The organism is Leeia speluncae (assembly GCF_020564625.1).
Lineage (GTDB): Bacteria > Pseudomonadota > Gammaproteobacteria > Burkholderiales > Leeiaceae > Leeia > Leeia speluncae.
Genome location: NZ_JAJBZT010000006.1, coordinates 68,556 through 83,974 on the forward strand (window position 1 = coordinate 68,556; position 15,419 = coordinate 83,974).

Here is a 15,419-nt window from a genome sequence, read left to right on the forward strand (position 1 = left end):
AAATAGAAGAATAAGGTCAGTTAAGATGAAAAAATTATTGCCTACGTCTACCGCAGGTAGCTTGCCAAAACCGTCTTGGTTAGCAGAGCCAGAAAAACTATGGTCGCCTTGGAAACTGCAAGACGATGAACTAATCGATGGCAAACAAGACGCGCTTCGCTTGTCTTTGCAAGAGCAACAACAAGCAGGCATCGATATCGTGAGCGATGGCGAGCAAACCCGTCAGCACTTTGTCACCACTTTTATCGAACATCTAGATGGCGTGGATTTCGCCCAACGCGAAACAGTAAGAATCCGCAATCGTTACGATGCCAGCGTACCAACGGTGGTCGGTGCGGTTAGCCGCCCAACATCCGTGTTTGTAGACGACGCAAAATTCTTGCGTTCGCAAACCAATCAGCCAATCAAATGGGCGCTACCTGGCCCGATGACGATGATTGATACGCTATACGACGCCCACTACAAAAGCCGCGAAAAATTGGCGTGGGAATTCGCCAAAATTTTGAATGAAGAAGCAAAAGAGCTAGAAGCCGCAGGCGTCGATATTATCCAGTTCGACGAACCCGCCTTTAACGTGTTTTTTGATGAAGTAAACGATTGGGGTATTGCCACTTTAGAACGTGCCATTGAAGGCCTAAAGTGCGAAACCGCCGTCCATATTTGCTACGGTTACGGGATTCAGGCCAATACCGAATGGAAAAAAACATTGGGGTCGGAGTGGCGACAATATGAGGCGATTTTCCCCAAACTACAGGCGTCTAATATCGACATTATTTCCCTAGAGTGTCAGAACTCTCGTGTACCAATGGACTTGCTCGAACTCATTCGTGGTAAAAAAGTCATGGTGGGGGCCATTGATGTGGCCAGTAATACCATTGAAACACCAGAAGAAGTAGCAAATACACTGCGTAATGCGTTACGATTTGTCGATGCAGACAAGCTTTGCCCTTGTACCAACTGCGGCATGGCGCCTTTGTCTCGTCGTGTAGCGCGTGCAAAGTTAAATGCTTTAAGTGCAGGTGCAGAAATCGTCCGAAGAGAACTCTCTAACTAGTGCAATGTCGTTTAGCAAAGTAGCACGGTTTACTGAGTTTGCATCACCCAATCGGGCTACTTTGCCTTCACGTGTTTTTGAGATGTATCTATTAGTTAGGACTCACCATGTCGCATCCTAGTACTGCCATCGAGCCAAAACGTTTTCGCGAAGCGCTCGGGCACTACGCATCTGGCATCACCATCATCACCTCGCAACTAGAGGGTGAGCCAGTTGGTTTTACTTGCCAGTCGTTTTACAGCGTGTCTACCACGCCACCACTGGTGTCTTTTAGTGTGATGAAGACTTCTTTTAGCTATCCAAAGATTCGTCAGGCAGGGCGCTTTGCCGTGAATGTACTGACCAGCGAACAAGAAAGCATCTCTAACCAATTTGCCCGCCAAGGCGCAGATAAATTCAGCGGCATTAAAATTAACAATTCTCAATTAGGCAACCCGATTATTGCCGATACGCTGCTGTGGCTAGATTGCGAAATCTACGCCGAACACGAAGCCGGTGATCACCTGATTGTGATTGGTGAAGTAAAAAGCATGGGACAAACCAAAGTCGCCGATGCACAACCACTGCTGTACTTCAAAGGCCAATACTGTTTTTTGCCAGAGCTAAGCCCGGCGTGAAGTAGGGTAGTAGTGGTTTTAGAGTCGCAAAACAAAACGCCCGAAGATGGGCGTTTTGTTTTTTTAGACCAAGTCAGAGTGGCGGTCTACATGTAATTGGATGAAATAATATTCATAGCATAAAGCAGTCAAGGATTGTCCTGTTCAATTGTTCTTGCTAGGGGTAAATATTATTGATTTGTAAGTGCATATATTTAATTTATTGCACCCCGTCATTTGTTTGAAGTCGGAGTGCACATAATACGTCAACGTTCGTATTGCTACTTTAGTAAATAAATTATAATTTCAGGTATTATGTATTAGTTATAATATGTGAACCAATTAAAGTCAGAAAATATATACATCTGTAAAAGTTTATATTCCTCGTCTGTTTACTAACTAGACCATCCTCTATGTGAATAAAATATGGTGCAGGCAGATCGCTTTCAAATTCATTACTACTTAGCAAACGAATCACATTCGATGGATGCGTTCATTCGCAACAAATGCGAAACCGAGCTACTTGCAATATTCCAAGAGGTCTGCACAATACTAGGGACTTCGATTCGAATTGAGAGCATTCCCCAAGAGCATGGTGGTTTGCGTGAGTACTGGAAGGTTTATGGGGAAAATTCTGTTCAAATTAATACTACCCTGACCCTGCTGGCCATCATTATTTCAGTTATAAGTACTGTTCTGAGTCGCATTCCTATCTCTGATCCAGAGAAGGAAGAAAGAGAGAAAATGATCCAAGAGTTAACAATCGAGGAGAAGCGTCTAACTATAGAAGAGCGGCGCATCAATCTCGAAAAACTCAAGAAGGAAATGAAAGACGGTCATCCAGCAATTGAAACTATTGAAAAAGCGGCTAAGTCGGTTGAGTCTAATCTAAAGATTCAATCACGAAGATCAAACTTTTATCGACAGTTGAGTAACTACGACAAAGTCACTGCAGTCGGCTTCTCTGCCTTAGATTCGGCAAACAAAGAGGTTGTCCAGGAACATTGGGTTCCTCGCTCTGATTTCCACAATTACGTATTGGCAGATAACAGCTTTCCAACAGAAACTATCGATGGGGCTACTATTGAGATAGTTGCTCCAGTCCTAAAGGAAGGTAACTATAAATGGAAAGGCATTTATGAAGGTGAGTCAATCAGTTTTTCTATGACCGATGCAGAGTTTAAAAACGCTGTGCGTTTAGAGAATGTGGCTTTCCAGCACGGAAGCAGCATCAACTGCGTTCTTCAAATTCATCAGAAGCTAAATGAAGTTGGTGATGTTGAAATTACAGGCTATTCCGTTGTCACTGTGCTAGATAAGACTGATGGAGGTAATACACATGAAATGCCACAAGGGAAGAAGCATCGAGCCTACAAAAAACTCATACAAAGCCAACGCAGTCTCTTCTAGTTTGTACTAGGCGGTCTACAACTCTATCAAATAAACACCGATGTTAACCTTTGTCTGATATCTTCATTGCTAGTTTGCGCCGCTTTACGGGCTAGCGAAGCATGTACATTTGATCTTTTCTCATGGGTTTGGCAACACACCAAAACATTCAGCTAGTTAAATCCTCTTTAATTTTACATTTATCCTGATGGAAAAAGTATGGTTACGGTAGTACTCAATTTGGGCGGACATGGTGAAACGGTGAAACCTTGTGTGTCGCTTCAGCCTACAAACACTCGCTGGAATGACTTTGGCTACAACTATCATGCAAATGTCTATATCAATTTTGGCAACGGAAAAACGCCGCTTGAATTGCAAGCCCAAGTCATTCCTATCAAAAGTTATGATGGAAAGGAAATTGTACTTTCTAATAATTTCGATCAATGGCTCAAAGCAGAACTAACAATATCAAGCAAGGGATGGATAAATGCGGAGACTGATCTTGTTAATGATGAGTACCCTAGGTTCATAACGCTATTGCAAGGGGAAACGGCATATCGCCAACTTGCGGAAATAGTGGATGACCAGCAACTTCGTGCTGAGATTCTAACGAAGATGAACGATTTAGTTTTTCTTCGACATAATAAGCATTTTGAACCTCTTACTGAATTGCTTATGCAGACCCTGCAATTTCAACTTGGCGTCATGCGGACAGGATCTGCATTTCGAGGGATTCATCGTGGGCAACGATACCTCATGGGGGGCTTCAAGTCTCCCCAAAAAATGGATACACGTAGTTCCTTTAGCTTTCTATGTCCTCTTCGAGGTTTTCAAGGTAAGCCGCATTCACTCTCGGTTGATTTCATCGATAATAAGTTACTTTCAGACAGAATTCATTGTCTTGTTGGCCAAAATGGAACCGGAAAAAGTAGGTTGCTTCGCGAGTTTATCCTAGCGGTTGGAAATTCAGCCGCATCGGACGAGACGGTCCCGCCATTTATTGACAACTTTGAATCAACCGCGCGAGATGATTTGTTTAAGTTTGACGGACAAGACTATTCGCGAGTCATAGCGATATCATCAGATGCAGAGAGTAATTTTCCCACAGCTGTGCGGAGTGATTCACGATTTGAATACTATCTCATCAACCTACACAGATCTGAGATCCGGGAAGGTGGGACTAACATTTCCACTCGTCTCCTTGTTGACCTCATGCGTGCGTCTGACCTCATTGGGCAAAATAGCCGCTGGCAGATCTTCCAAAAGGCACTTTATGGTTACATTAATATTTCAGATATATATTTGCCTTTGCTAGATGATGTGAACCACGGACGAGCGATTACGTTGGATGGACTAAAGTGGGTGAGTGCCGCGACTCTCCTGTCAATCGGGGAGCAGTCCTCACTTGAACTATTTGGGATGCTCGACCTATCCCGAGAAGTGACTTTTATAAGCGAGGGTAAAGAAATAAGTCCTAGCTCCGGCGAACGAATGTATTTCAGATTTGCTTTAAATCTCTTAAGTTTTATCGATTCAGGATATGTCCTAGTCATCGATGAGCCAGAAACCCACTTGCACCCCAATTTGGTGTGTGACTTCATGAACTTGCTATACGACGTACTAACGCCCACAAACTCAATTGCTTTAATTGCAACACACTCAGCATACGTGATTCGTGAAGTACCCACCCACTGCGCACACGTATATAGCATCGATGAAAACCGCATACCATCTGAAAAATTTGTATCTCTAAAAACACTGGGAGCAAGTGTTGAAAGCATCTCACAAGCAATATTCGCGGACTCAAATGTAAAAAAATTTCATCAGCGTCTTGTGCGCATTATGGGCTCTGAGGGAAAAACAATCGATGAGCTAATTCAGGTATATGCTGGATTAGTAAGCCCAGAAATGCTTTCTCAGGTAGCGAGCAAGCTATACAAGGATAAATCTGCAGCGGGTGCTGAATGAGTAATGTAATACCTATACGCGTTTCAAATAACCGTGTATTAAAGCAGATAGAAACCCAGAAACCAGCAATGGCCACCACAGTACCATTGCTTCGAAATGCATATTTAAACTACCATGCTCATAAAGGGCATCCAGCTGCTCTTGTTCCTCTTACTTTAACTGAAGCAGAGCGTAATGCCCTTTATGATATTTACCAAGGTGAAACTCAAAAATATGAAGTGAAATGGATCGGCAAGTTTCGCAATGCCCCAAACCAGACGTACTGTCCGCTATGCGGATCGCCTAATCCCAGCCAATTAGAGCACTACCTCCCAAGAGCCCATTATCCAGAATTTACACTGCTTAGTTGGAATCTTGTTCCAACTTGTGCAATTTGTAACCCAAAGAGAGGACACCATGCTCACGCTCCAATGGAAGAAATGACATTAGTACACCCGTACTACGAGGAAATGCTTTTTACTCAGAATCTCTTTAGTGTGCTCATTGTTCCACCTTTTTCTGCTGTGAGCTTTGTTCCCGTAACTTGTCCTGGACCATTTTCACAAAAAATTATCAGGCGTCTTGAGCGTCAAATAGAGATTTGTTTTGATAAAGAAAAGCTCAATAGATGGCTTGCCAATAAACTTTGGAAGGAAATGCACGCGGAATTAAGCGGAATCGCAACACAGAAAGATGCAATGGCGAAAATCGTGAACAAACTCAAAATCTATCAAAAAACAACCGGCTCTAACTCTTGGGACTCAATCTTTTTTCGCGGTCTCATTGCAGATGATAACGCGGTGCAATGGCTATGTAACACACCAAGTGATATCCTCTATTAGACTCTGCGCTATACGGGGAGAAAGTGAACTCTCTTAAGATTGATTAAATTCCACTTGGACTGCTTCTAGCATGAAAGTTACTATCGTCATAACTAAGATATGAAGTTCTGCTAGGTTGAACAACAGCTACCATTACTTATTCGCATCCCCCAAAAAAGCGCTGAAAATCTCATTTACCCACAAGGCTTTCAGCGCATTCTGAGAACACCTTCAGCAGACGCCAATCTTGCTGGCATCTGCCAAACAACAATCAGCCCACTATCAAGCCTCTCTCACTCCATCCACCAACCGGCGCAAGCCGAGCGGGTAGCTGTGCTGGATTGCGTCTGGCAACAGGCTATCCGGGAAGTCCTGATAACAAACCGGGCGTAAGAAGCGCAAGATAGCTGCAGTGCCGACAGAGGTGGTGCGGGTGTCAGACGTAGCAGGGAAGGGGCCGCCTAGTACCATCGCATACCAATACGTCGGTTGGTTTGGCTATCCCCAATCTTCCTAAGCTGACCAAGTAGATGAATGGATGTCGCTTCTAAATTTATATTTCAATATTTCAACAACTCTTGTATAGTTGATTTGTAGATCGACAAAACAGTGAGACTAGCCATGCAAAAACCTTATCAAGCATTGATTCCTGATCATATTTATTTTGGTGGGGCTGATGATATTCAGCAGATGGCGGATGAAGAGCAGATCGAGGTGGTTGTTGATTTACGCGCAGAATCTACCGGTTGCGCAGCTAGTAATGATCATCTGGTCTGGCAGCAGATTCCCCTTGGCGATGGGGCAAGCGCGCTTCAGTCTGAATTGTTTCAAGAGGCAATACAAACCGTGGTTGCTGCTTATCGTGATGGTAAGAAAGTCGCTTTTCATTGTGGGGGTGGCAAGGGGCGTACCGGTACGGTAGCGGTGGGTGTGCTGCTAGAGCTTGGTGTTTGCCAACAGCTAGATGAGGCCGAGTTAATGGCCAAGAGTATTCGCCCCCTCATTAGTCTTAAACCGGATCAGCGTAAAGCGCTGGAACAACTTTACCCAACATCAAAGTAAAGAGAGAAAAACATGACAACTATTCAGACGTTTGACCCTGCGCTGTGCTGTAGTACTGGCGTGTGTGGTATAGATGTAGACCAGATGCTGGTGGCTTTTGCTGCGGATGTTGATTGGGCAAAACAAAATGGCGCGCAGATCGAGCGATTTAATTTGGCTCAGCAACCACTTGTATTTGCAGAAAATGCGACGGTGAAAGCCTTTTTAGAGCGCTCTGGCGCCGATGCATTGCCATTGATTTTAGTAGATGGTGAAGTTGCCCTTGCTGGCCGTTACCCAACTCGTGGCGAATTAGCACGTTGGGCAGGCATTAATCTTGTGAACGAGTCAAAACCGCAAAGCAATTGCTGTGCGGGTAGTAGTTGCTGCTAACTAAGGAGATTGCCATGCGCTTTCTGGATTGCCCACCTCGCTATCTTTTCTTTACCGGCAAAGGTGGCGTCGGCAAAACGTCGATTGCCTGTGCAACGGCGGTCAAACTGGCTGCCGAGGGCAAGCGGGTGTTGCTGGTGAGTACAGACCCTGCTTCTAATGTGGGGCAGGTATTTGGCGAAAGCATTGGCAATCATATTAAGGCTATTGCGGCAGTGCCTAATCTGTTTGCGCTAGAGATTGATCCGCAAGCAGCGGCGCAAGTGTATCGGGATAGGATTGTTGGCCCGGTCAGAGGGGTATTGCCGGATGCAGTTGTCAAAGGGATTGAAGAGCAACTGTCTGGTGCCTGTACGACTGAAATCGCTGCCTTTGATGAGTTTACCGAACTACTGGTGGAATCTGCATTAACGGCAGATTACCAGCACATCATTTTCGATACGGCGCCCACTGGCCATACCATTCGTTTGCTGCAATTACCCGGTGCATGGAGTGGTTTCCTTGAGGAAGGCAAAGGAGATGCTTCTTGTTTAGGGCCATTGGCCGGGCTGGAAAAGCAAAGAGCACAGTACAAAGCGGCGGTTGCCGCCCTTGCCGACCCTGCGCGAACCCGAATGGTGCTGGTGGCGCGGGCGCAGCGGGCAACCCTACGCGAAGTGGCGCGCACGCATGACGAGCTTGCCTCCATTGGGTTATCAGAGCAATTCCTGATTATTAATGGGGTGTTGCCAGAAGCGGAAGCCAAGCAAGATGTCCTCGCTAACGCCATCCACCAACGCGAGTTGGCCGCGCTAAATGAGATGCCAGATATACTGAAAGCACTGCCGTGTGATCAGATTCCATTAAAAGCATTTAATTTGGTAGGTTTGGATGCGCTTCATCAATTGCTACTGACGGATGTTCACCCTAGTGAATCGGTGTTACAGGGGGAGGCGGTTGCAATCCACGCACCAAGTTTGGCGTCTCTGGTGGATGGGCTTGCGGCGGACGAGCATGGTTTGATCATGCTGATGGGGAAGGGCGGCGTTGGAAAAACGACGATGGCGGCAGCCGTTGCCGTGGAGCTTGCCCAAAGAGGATTACCTGTTCATCTGACGACCTCTGACCCTGCGGCGCATCTCACCGATACCCTTTCTGGATCATTGCCGAATTTGACGGTGAGCCGAATTGATCCGCATGCAGAAACAGAAAGATACAGACAACATATCTTAAACACGAAGGGGGCAAAACTGGATGCGCAAGGTCGAGCCCTGCTGGAAGAAGATTTGCGCTCACCTTGCACAGAGGAAATCGCGGTTTTTCAGGCGTTTTCCAGAGTGATTCGTGAAGCGGGTAAAAAGTTTGTCGTGATGGATACCGCCCCAACCGGGCACACCTTGCTGCTACTGGATGCCACCGGCGCTTATCATCGTGAAGTCAGCCGACAAATGGGTGGCACGGGCGTGCATTTCACGACGCCGATGATGCAATTGCAAGACCCAAAGCAAACCAAGGTGCTAATTGTTACATTGGCTGAAACAACACCCGTTTTAGAGGCGGCAAACCTTCAAGCTGACTTGCGACGTGCAGGGATTGAACCTTGGGCGTGGGTGGTAAATAACAGTGTTGCAGCCTCATATTCGCAATCTCCTTTGCTACGCCAAAGGGCATTGAATGAACAGAAAGAAATCGAATTGGTGGCGACGGTACATGCTAAGCAATATGCCGTGATTCCCTTATTGCACCAAGAACCTGTCGGGCTAGATCGTCTACAAGCCTTAGCGCGGCCACAGCCAGCCACTAGTGAATAGGCAATGCCATAAAAGACAAAATGCGCTAAATGCTTCATGGATTGACGAAGCATTTAGCGCACCTTTTTAGCAAACACCAACTACGTCAGCATCTGCCAATCGGTGATCAGCCCACCATCAAGCCTCTCTTACCCCATCTACCAAGCGACGTAATCCAAGCGGGTTGCTGTGCTGGATAGCGTCTGGCAACAGGCTGTCCGGGAAGTCCTGATAACAAACCGGGCGCAAGAAGCGCAAGATGGCTGCCGTGCCGACGGAGGTGGTGCGGGTGTCGGACGTAGCAGGGAAGGGGCCGCCGTGCACCATGGCATCGCACACTTCTACGCCAGTTGGCCAACCGTTTACCAGCAAGCGGCCAGCTTTTCTTTCTAGCGTTGGCACTAATTGCTTTGCGGCCGGGATATCTGCTTCATCAATTTGCAGCGTGGCGGTCAGTTGGCCTTCTAGATGCTCTGCCACTTGGCGAATTTCCGCTTCGGTGTCGCACTGTACCACTAGCGAAGAAGAGCCAAAAATTTCTGCTTGCAGTGCTTCATTCTTCAAAAACTCTGCGGCAGTGGTGGTAAATAGCTGTGCCTGGCACTGGTTAGGGCCGGTGGCGGTTTGGCCATTGGCGACTTTGCTGGCGTGAGATTCAATGGCTGATACGCCAGATTGGTAAGCAGCAAAAATGCCAGGGGTGAGCATGGTTTGCGCTTGGCTATTGGCAATGGTCTCAGTGGCGCTCGTCATAAAGCGGTCTAGGTCAGCACCCTTTAAGGCAATCACTAAGCCCGGGTTGGTACAAAATTGGCCAGAACCAAGGGTCAGAGAGCCAATAAAGCCTTTGCCCAATGCTTCTGCTCTGGCTTTTAGGGCGGCTGGGAATAAAAACACCGGGTTAATCGAGCTCATTTCCGCATAAACAGGGATGGGCTCTGGGCGGGCTTGTGCTGCACGTAATAGCGCCATGCCGCCACTGCGCGAGCCGGTAAAGCCGACGGCTTTAATTCTTGGGTTGTTTACTAGCGTAATACCTACTTCACGGCCAGAACCAAATAGTAGAGAGAACACACCGGCTGGCAAACCGGCTTTTTGAACAGCGCGGGCAATGGCGTTACCGACTAGCTCGCTGGTGCCTGGGTGGGCGCTATGTGCTTTTACCACCACTGGGCAGCCAGCTGCTAGGGCAGATGCCGTATCACCACCCGCCACAGAGAAAGCAAGCGGGAAGTTGCTGGCACCAAATACCGCCACAGGGCCAACCGCCACTTGGCGTTGGCGTAGGTCGGCTCTTGGCAATGGCTGGCGTTCTGGCAGGGCGTTATCTACACGCGGGTCTAGCCATTCGCCACTACGCACGGTACGGGCGAAGGTACGAAGTTGTCCGCAAGTACGGCCGCGTTCGCCTTGAATACGGGCGCGGGGTAATCCGCTTTCTTCCACTGCGCGGTCAATCAGCGCGTCGCCAATTGCTTCAATTTCATCCGCAATCGCGTCCAGAAATGCAGCGCGGGTTTCGATGCTGGTTTCGCGGTAGCTATCAAACGCTGCCCAAGCGGCTTCGCATGCGGCGTCTACGTGGGTGGCATTGCCGCCCGGGTAGTTTGGGGCGAGTTTTTCGTTGGTAGCAGGGTTAATGCCCTGAATCACTTCTCTGTCGCCCAGTGTGGCGGCGCCAGCAATCAACATGTTTCCGGTTAAGCTCATTTTTTGTCCTTCTGGTAGCTAGAGAGACTCACAACCATTTGTGCGTGGGGAAAAGAAAAAAGGCGATGCACAGTGGGCATCGCCTATTCTTTAGTGCGTTACCTTAAGCAACGTTTTGCTCGGCAGACCAGTTTTTGTACCATTCGCGGAATAGTGCGTACTGGGTTTCAGCATAACGACGTTGAGAATCGCTTAGCACGTCGGTTTCGTTGAAGTGTAGGGTGTACTCGGTGTCGCCATTCAGCACCATTAGGTGTTTGTAGTACAACACTAGGTCGCAACCTTCATCAAAAGAAGACAACACGGCCAATGCGTTTTCAAGTTCACGTGCTTGGCGGCGGGCTTTTGCATCGCCTGCTGCAGCTTTTTTGCTCAGTGCCACTAGTTGCAATACTTCGCGTGGCAGGGCGTTACCAATACCAGTAATCGCGCCGGTGGCATTGCAGTTCACAAAGCCGTGAACTACTTGTGTATCTACACCCACCATCAAGGTCACTTGATCATCTTTAGAGGTGATGTTTTCTGCGGCGTAGCGCATATCTGCCGCGCCACCAAATTCTTTAAAGCCGATCAGGTTCGGGAATTCATTGCGTAGATCAAAGAACAAATCTGCGCGGGTCGCAAAGCCGTAGTATGGGCTGTTGTAAATCACTGCTGGTAGGTTTGGTGCTGCTTTCAAGATGGCAGAGAAGTGTGCGCGCTGCGCTGCTGGTGCAGCACCACGAGACAACACACGTGGGATCACCATCAGGCCATGTGCGCCCACTTTTGCTGCGTGAGCAGCATGAGAAACCGCTTCACGGGTATTTACTGCGCCAGTACCTACAATTGTAGGGATGCCAGCCGCCACCAAACGAGCAACACCTTCTTGACGTTCTGCTTCGGTCAGCAGTGGCCAATCCCCCATCGATCCACAGTACACCACGGCGCTCATGCCGATGTCGATTAGCTCGCGACCTTTTTTAACCAGCGCGTCAAAATCTGGCTTGCGGTCTGGTGTGCAAGGGGTCATTAGTGCAGGAATACAACCGGTGAAGATGTTATCGCTCATTTTATATCCTTAAAACAGCACAATCGCTGAAATGAAGTAAGGGGGCCGCCTTCGTTTCTACTGTCACTATCACACCAATTCATTTCCATTAATCTGTGTGATGCGCTGGTTTGACCAAGGTCGGTATGTCACTTGATGGGATATAGAATAACCCTTCGCCAAAGCAGAATCTTGATTGTAATCTACAATCTGGATGACGAAATCGGCATAGTTTCTCCCAAAAGACATAGCGGATTGGATGAATCTCTATCACAATATCGCTGTTCGCTATCGGTGATTGCTTCAGGGGGATTTGCTCGTCAATCGCAAGATGGTGTTGAATACCGTAGATAAAGAGTCCGCATGCTAACGCCACACGCCATTGCACAGTTATTTAAAGCAGAAGATTTTCAACGCGCAGATTCGATAGAGTCGCTGTTGCGAGGCATTAGCCCGCTATTGCCGATGCTAGATGTGATTCCAAACGCGGCGATATTTATTAAAGATGCGGCGGCAAGGTATTTGTTTGCCAACCAAACGCTAGTAGAGCGATGTGGCTTAAAACAATTAAAGCCCTTGTTAGGCAAAACCAGTGCCGAGATTTTTCCCGTGCAGTTTGGTCCGGGCTATACAGAGCAAGATCGGCTGGTGCTGGAAAATGGGCAATTACTAGAAAAACAATTAGAACTGCATCTATATAAAAGTAGAGAGCCCGGTTGGTGTCTGACTTATAAATGGCCGTTAAAAGATCAGCAGGGCAAAATTATTGGGCTAATGGGGATTTCGGTCGATCTGCAGTCTGCAACCAATACGCACCCAGCGTATCAGCGCTTGGTGGCGGTAGACGAATATATCCGCTCGCATTTTAATCGGGCAATTGCAATCTCTGAATTAACCAAAATTGCAGGGGTATCTGCCGCGCAGCTAGAAAGATACTGCAAACGGGTGTTTCACCTTACCCCAAGACAGATGATTCTAAAAACGCGTCTAGAAAATGCGCACCGATTATTGCATACCGATATGCTGATTACCGATGTCGCCTTGCATTGCGGGTATACCGATCACAGTGCGTTTAGCCGACAATTTAAATCATTAACCGGATTTACCCCCCGGCAGTATCGTCAGGCAACTGGGCGGCAAGTTGAAGAGTAGTAGGGAGGGGCGTTGGTGAATCTATTTTCCGACGCTAGAAATGAAAAAAGCCTGAACATTGTTCAGGCTTTTAAAATTTTTGGGGTGGCTGATGGGACTCGAACCCACGACAACAGGAATCACAATCCTGGACTCTACCAACTGAGCTACAGCCACCATAATCACTCATTAACTGAGTGGCGTCCCCACGGGGATTCGAACCCCGGTTACCGCCGTGAAAGGGCGATGTCCTAGGCCTCTAGACGATGGGGACCTGAGAACTTTTTTATTTCGTCTTGCCGATGAATCGTGGCAAGGCGCGTACTATAAGGCTTCTGGCGGTATCTTGTCAAACACTTTTTGAAAAATAATTCAAAAATAGTTACTTCTTTCTTTTGCCAAAGGGCGATTTGAGTTGTACGATTAAAGTAAGCAATCTGTAATGAAGATTGCAAGTAACTGTTTTACCATTCAATTTGCTAAGACTAACAGGGAACTTGAGCGCCATGGACTCTTATCAGATGCTGGCAATTGCAGTGGGTGTATCGGCTTTTATTGTGCTTAGCCTCCTTGTATTACATATTGGCTTAAGAAGACAATTACAGAAGCTGCAAGCACGCTCTGCCAATATGGAAGCGGAAATTCGTCAGTTGCGAGAGCAATTGACAGCGACCGATCTTGCCACGCTGGAAGTGAATGCCTTATTTGATGAGGTGAATCATCCAGAAGATACCTCTCCTTACGCCAAAGCGATTCAATTAGTGAATCAAGGCTATGGCGCGGATGCCGTTGCTGCGCAGTGTGGTATCTCTCGTGGCGAAGCTGATCTCATCATCTCTTTATATAAGTCCAATGCCGGTTAGGAAATAAGCCGTTATGTTAGGTAATGATTTAGTTGGTTCGATTCAGTCGCTAGTTAAAACCTATAGCCCACCGGTTCTAGAGGTTAGCGATACTTTACCTGACGCGCCCAAGTTTATGCCGGGTGAAAAAGTCCAAGCCCATGTGCTGGCTTATTTACCGAATGGCCGCTTTCAAGTTGATATCAAAGATCAGACCCTCGATTTAAACTTACCTAGAAATACCCAGCCGGGGGATTTAATTGATCTAGAAGTGGTAGAAAGTAAAGGTAAGTTAGTTCTTACTTTTCCAAGTACAAACACAAAACCAGAAGTCCCGGTTGAAGAATCGCAAACTCCTAGCCAACAAGTTAGCTTATCTAACCAAGGCAAAATGCTGAGTGCACTGTCGACCGATGCTCAGCAGCAAGGCATGGCTAAAGTTCATGGCCAGCCGCTTAACCCTGTATTAACAGGGGAGCATTTAGAAAAGCTAGATTCCAGCCAGCTATCTCAGCAATTACAAAATAAAGTAGAAACCAGCGGTCTATTTTATGAGTCTCACCAAAAAGAGTGGGTATCAGGCGACCGTAGCTTGCAGGCATTAAAGCAAGAGCCGCAAGCGATGCTAGGTAAGGCGATTGCAACAGAATCGAATGAAATTGCGCAGCAATCTGGCACCTTGCTAAAAAACGATGCGGTGCAGGCCAATCAGAATTTATCTTCTTCTAATCAGTTAGCGAATCAAACGCTAAGTGGCCAAGACCAGCAAATGAACACGCTTGATGCGAATCAGCAGATTCAGCAAATGGTGAAGCAGCAATTGCAGGTGTTGGATCATCGTCAATTCGCTTGGCAGGGTGAGGTTTGGCATAACCAAGAGATGGAATGGTCGGTAAAAGATGAGGGTAGCCCATCTGCAGAAGAGGGCGATGGCCGTAGTTGGTACTCTCAATTGAAACTGACATTACCGCAATTGGGCCAAATGACTATTTCGGTTAGCTTAACCGGTAATCAAGTCGGGGTGAATTTTGTTTCGCCTAACCCGGATACTGTCAGCAAAATTAACCAAGAAAAAGGTCGCTTACTTACCCAAATGGATTCAGCTGGCTTACGGCTTGCCCAAGCACAAGCAAAATCTGACGAAGTAGCACCAACAGACCAGCAATAGTTTGTTATCCTAAACTTGCTGTTTACAGGCAATTCCCATTAACATTACCAATGAATTTAACGCGGATTAACATCCGCTTGTCCTCATCACAAACAGGATCTTCTTTCGGTAATGGCAGACGAATCAGAATACCGCCCTAGTGTGAACCCCTTAGCTGTTGCGATTTCGTATTCAGCAGGAGAGGTTGCGGCCCCGCAAGTGGTCGCCAAAGGGAGAGGGCTGATCGCAGAAGCTATTATTGCGCAAGCAAAAGCCGCTGGTGTGTTTGTGCATGAATCGAAAGAATTGGTCGCGCTGCTGATGCAGGTAGATCTCGACCAGCATATCCCACCAGAGCTATATCGTGCGGTCGCGGAAATTCTCGCCTTTGTGTATTTGCTAGAGCATGGCAGTACCATGGATGCGGCAACGGCGGTATTAGGTAAAGCGGCGTTGCCAGAGGAATTGGAAAAGCGTCCTCCCGCTAGAAGAACACCACAAGGCACGTCGCCAACTGACGCAAAGCCCACCTCTAGCGATAAGCCATAG

The 15,419-nt window shown here is 47.3% G+C and carries 15 protein-coding genes and 2 tRNA genes; 12 read left to right on the forward strand and 5 right to left on the reverse strand.

Going from position 1 to position 15,419, the window contains the following annotated elements; genetic code table 11:
• Nucleotides 1-25 precede the first annotated feature (25 nt).
• From LIN78_RS11720 to LIN78_RS11740, 5 genes are all read left to right on the forward strand, one after another.
• Nucleotides 26-1,054 (forward strand): methionine synthase, encoded by a 1,029-nt coding sequence (locus LIN78_RS11720; protein ID WP_227181026.1) that lies wholly within the window; start codon nucleotides 26-28, stop codon nucleotides 1,052-1,054.
• Nucleotides 1,055-1,161: 107 nt separating this feature from the next.
• Nucleotides 1,162-1,671, forward strand: coding sequence for a flavin reductase family protein (locus LIN78_RS11725; RefSeq protein WP_227181027.1), 510 nt, complete (start codon nucleotides 1,162-1,164; stop codon nucleotides 1,669-1,671).
• Nucleotides 1,672-2,076: 405 nt separating this feature from the next.
• Nucleotides 2,077-3,060 (forward strand): hypothetical protein, encoded by a 984-nt coding sequence (locus tag LIN78_RS11730; protein ID WP_227181028.1) that lies wholly within the window; start codon nucleotides 2,077-2,079, stop codon nucleotides 3,058-3,060.
• Nucleotides 3,061-3,258: 198 nt separating this feature from the next.
• Nucleotides 3,259-5,007, forward strand: coding sequence for an AAA family ATPase (locus LIN78_RS11735; protein WP_227181029.1), 1,749 nt, complete (start codon nucleotides 3,259-3,261; stop codon nucleotides 5,005-5,007).
• Nucleotides 5,004-5,828, forward strand: coding sequence for an HNH endonuclease (locus LIN78_RS11740; RefSeq protein ID WP_227181030.1), 825 nt, complete (start codon nucleotides 5,004-5,006; stop codon nucleotides 5,826-5,828). Before LIN78_RS11735 ends, LIN78_RS11740 begins: the two co-directional genes overlap by 4 nt.
• A 261-nt stretch (nucleotides 5,829-6,089) precedes the next feature.
• On the opposite strand, the gene LIN78_RS11745 is transcribed toward LIN78_RS11740, so the two are convergent.
• Nucleotides 6,090-6,278, reverse strand: coding sequence for a hypothetical protein (locus tag LIN78_RS11745; protein WP_227181031.1), 189 nt, complete (start codon nucleotides 6,276-6,278; stop codon nucleotides 6,090-6,092).
• 150 nt (nucleotides 6,279-6,428) lie between these two features.
• Between LIN78_RS11745 and LIN78_RS11750 the strand changes: the two genes are divergently transcribed.
• Genes LIN78_RS11750 through arsA form a run of 3 tightly spaced genes read left to right on the forward strand, consistent with a single transcriptional unit; the run spans nucleotide 6,429 to nucleotide 9,031 of the window.
• Nucleotides 6,429-6,869: a protein-tyrosine phosphatase family protein gene (locus LIN78_RS11750; protein ID WP_227181032.1), complete on the forward strand. Its 441-nt coding sequence runs from the start codon at nucleotides 6,429-6,431 to the stop codon at nucleotides 6,867-6,869.
• A 12-nt stretch (nucleotides 6,870-6,881) separates the two neighbouring features.
• Nucleotides 6,882-7,241 (forward strand): arsenite efflux transporter metallochaperone ArsD, encoded by a 360-nt coding sequence (gene arsD / locus LIN78_RS11755; protein ID WP_227181033.1) that lies wholly within the window; start codon nucleotides 6,882-6,884, stop codon nucleotides 7,239-7,241.
• A 14-nt stretch (nucleotides 7,242-7,255) separates the two neighbouring features.
• Nucleotides 7,256-9,031 carry an arsenical pump-driving ATPase gene (gene arsA, locus LIN78_RS11760; protein WP_227181034.1) on the forward strand — a complete coding sequence of 592 codons (1,776 nt, stop codon included), beginning with the start codon at nucleotides 7,256-7,258 and terminating at the stop codon, nucleotides 9,029-9,031.
• A gap of 117 nt (nucleotides 9,032-9,148) precedes the next feature.
• Here the strand turns inward: arsA and LIN78_RS11765 are convergent, their stop codons facing one another.
• Nucleotides 9,149-10,720, reverse strand: coding sequence for an aldehyde dehydrogenase (NADP(+)) (locus tag LIN78_RS11765; protein ID WP_227181035.1), 1,572 nt, complete (start codon nucleotides 10,718-10,720; stop codon nucleotides 9,149-9,151).
• Between the two features lie 103 nt (nucleotides 10,721-10,823).
• Nucleotides 10,824-11,771 (reverse strand): dihydrodipicolinate synthase family protein, encoded by a 948-nt coding sequence (locus LIN78_RS11770; protein ID WP_227181036.1) that lies wholly within the window; start codon nucleotides 11,769-11,771, stop codon nucleotides 10,824-10,826.
• A 342-nt stretch (nucleotides 11,772-12,113) separates the two neighbouring features.
• Here LIN78_RS11770 and LIN78_RS11775 point away from each other — a divergent pair, with 342 nt between their 5' ends.
• Nucleotides 12,114-12,902, forward strand: a complete 789-nt coding sequence (locus tag LIN78_RS11775) for an AraC family transcriptional regulator (protein ID WP_227181037.1) — start codon at nucleotides 12,114-12,116, stop codon at nucleotides 12,900-12,902.
• 80 nt (nucleotides 12,903-12,982) lie between these two features.
• On the opposite strand, the gene LIN78_RS11780 is transcribed toward LIN78_RS11775, so the two are convergent.
• Together LIN78_RS11780 and LIN78_RS11785 are read right to left on the reverse strand one after the other, a co-directional pair.
• Nucleotides 12,983-13,058, reverse strand: a tRNA-His gene (locus tag LIN78_RS11780).
• Between the two features lie 21 nt (nucleotides 13,059-13,079).
• Nucleotides 13,080-13,155: transfer RNA gene (locus LIN78_RS11785), tRNA-Glu, on the reverse strand.
• Between the two features lie 232 nt (nucleotides 13,156-13,387).
• Here LIN78_RS11785 and LIN78_RS11790 point away from each other — a divergent pair.
• From LIN78_RS11790 to LIN78_RS11800, 3 genes are all read left to right on the forward strand, one after another.
• A complete protein-coding gene (locus tag LIN78_RS11790) occupies nucleotides 13,388-13,744 on the forward strand; it encodes a DUF2802 domain-containing protein (protein ID WP_227181038.1) in 357 nt (118 codons plus the stop codon).
• 13 nt (nucleotides 13,745-13,757) lie between these two features.
• Nucleotides 13,758-14,891, forward strand: a complete 1,134-nt coding sequence (fliK, locus tag LIN78_RS11795; RefSeq protein ID WP_227181039.1) for a flagellar hook-length control protein FliK — start codon at nucleotides 13,758-13,760, stop codon at nucleotides 14,889-14,891.
• Between the two features lie 111 nt (nucleotides 14,892-15,002).
• Nucleotides 15,003-15,419, forward strand: coding sequence for an EscU/YscU/HrcU family type III secretion system export apparatus switch protein (locus LIN78_RS11800; protein WP_227181040.1), 417 nt, complete (start codon nucleotides 15,003-15,005; stop codon nucleotides 15,417-15,419).

What these genes read in the sequence shown, in the direction of transcription:
- LIN78_RS11720 (WP_227181026.1), top strand. Translation starts at nt 26, where the DNA reads ATGAAAAAATTATTGCCTACGTCTACCGCAGGTAGCTTGCCAAAACCG.
- LIN78_RS11725 (WP_227181027.1), top strand. Translation starts at nt 1,162, where the DNA reads ATGTCGCATCCTAGTACTGCCATCGAGCCAAAACGTTTTCGCGAAGCG.
- LIN78_RS11730 (WP_227181028.1), top strand. Translation starts at nt 2,077, where the DNA reads ATGGTGCAGGCAGATCGCTTTCAAATTCATTACTACTTAGCAAACGAA.
- LIN78_RS11735 (WP_227181029.1), top strand. Translation starts at nt 3,259, where the DNA reads ATGGTTACGGTAGTACTCAATTTGGGCGGACATGGTGAAACGGTGAAA.
- LIN78_RS11740 (WP_227181030.1), top strand. Translation starts at nt 5,004, where the DNA reads ATGAGTAATGTAATACCTATACGCGTTTCAAATAACCGTGTATTAAAG.
- LIN78_RS11745 (WP_227181031.1), bottom strand. Translation starts at nt 6,278, where the DNA reads ATGGTACTAGGCGGCCCCTTCCCTGCTACGTCTGACACCCGCACCACC.
- LIN78_RS11750 (WP_227181032.1), top strand. Translation starts at nt 6,429, where the DNA reads ATGCAAAAACCTTATCAAGCATTGATTCCTGATCATATTTATTTTGGT.
- arsD (WP_227181033.1), top strand. Translation starts at nt 6,882, where the DNA reads ATGACAACTATTCAGACGTTTGACCCTGCGCTGTGCTGTAGTACTGGC.
- arsA (WP_227181034.1), top strand. Translation starts at nt 7,256, where the DNA reads ATGCGCTTTCTGGATTGCCCACCTCGCTATCTTTTCTTTACCGGCAAA.
- LIN78_RS11765 (WP_227181035.1), bottom strand. Translation starts at nt 10,720, where the DNA reads ATGAGCTTAACCGGAAACATGTTGATTGCTGGCGCCGCCACACTGGGC.
- LIN78_RS11770 (WP_227181036.1), bottom strand. Translation starts at nt 11,771, where the DNA reads ATGAGCGATAACATCTTCACCGGTTGTATTCCTGCACTAATGACCCCT.
- LIN78_RS11775 (WP_227181037.1), top strand. Translation starts at nt 12,114, where the DNA reads ATGCTAACGCCACACGCCATTGCACAGTTATTTAAAGCAGAAGATTTT.
- LIN78_RS11790 (WP_227181038.1), top strand. Translation starts at nt 13,388, where the DNA reads ATGGACTCTTATCAGATGCTGGCAATTGCAGTGGGTGTATCGGCTTTT.
- fliK (WP_227181039.1), top strand. Translation starts at nt 13,758, where the DNA reads ATGTTAGGTAATGATTTAGTTGGTTCGATTCAGTCGCTAGTTAAAACC.
- LIN78_RS11800 (WP_227181040.1), top strand. Translation starts at nt 15,003, where the DNA reads ATGGCAGACGAATCAGAATACCGCCCTAGTGTGAACCCCTTAGCTGTT.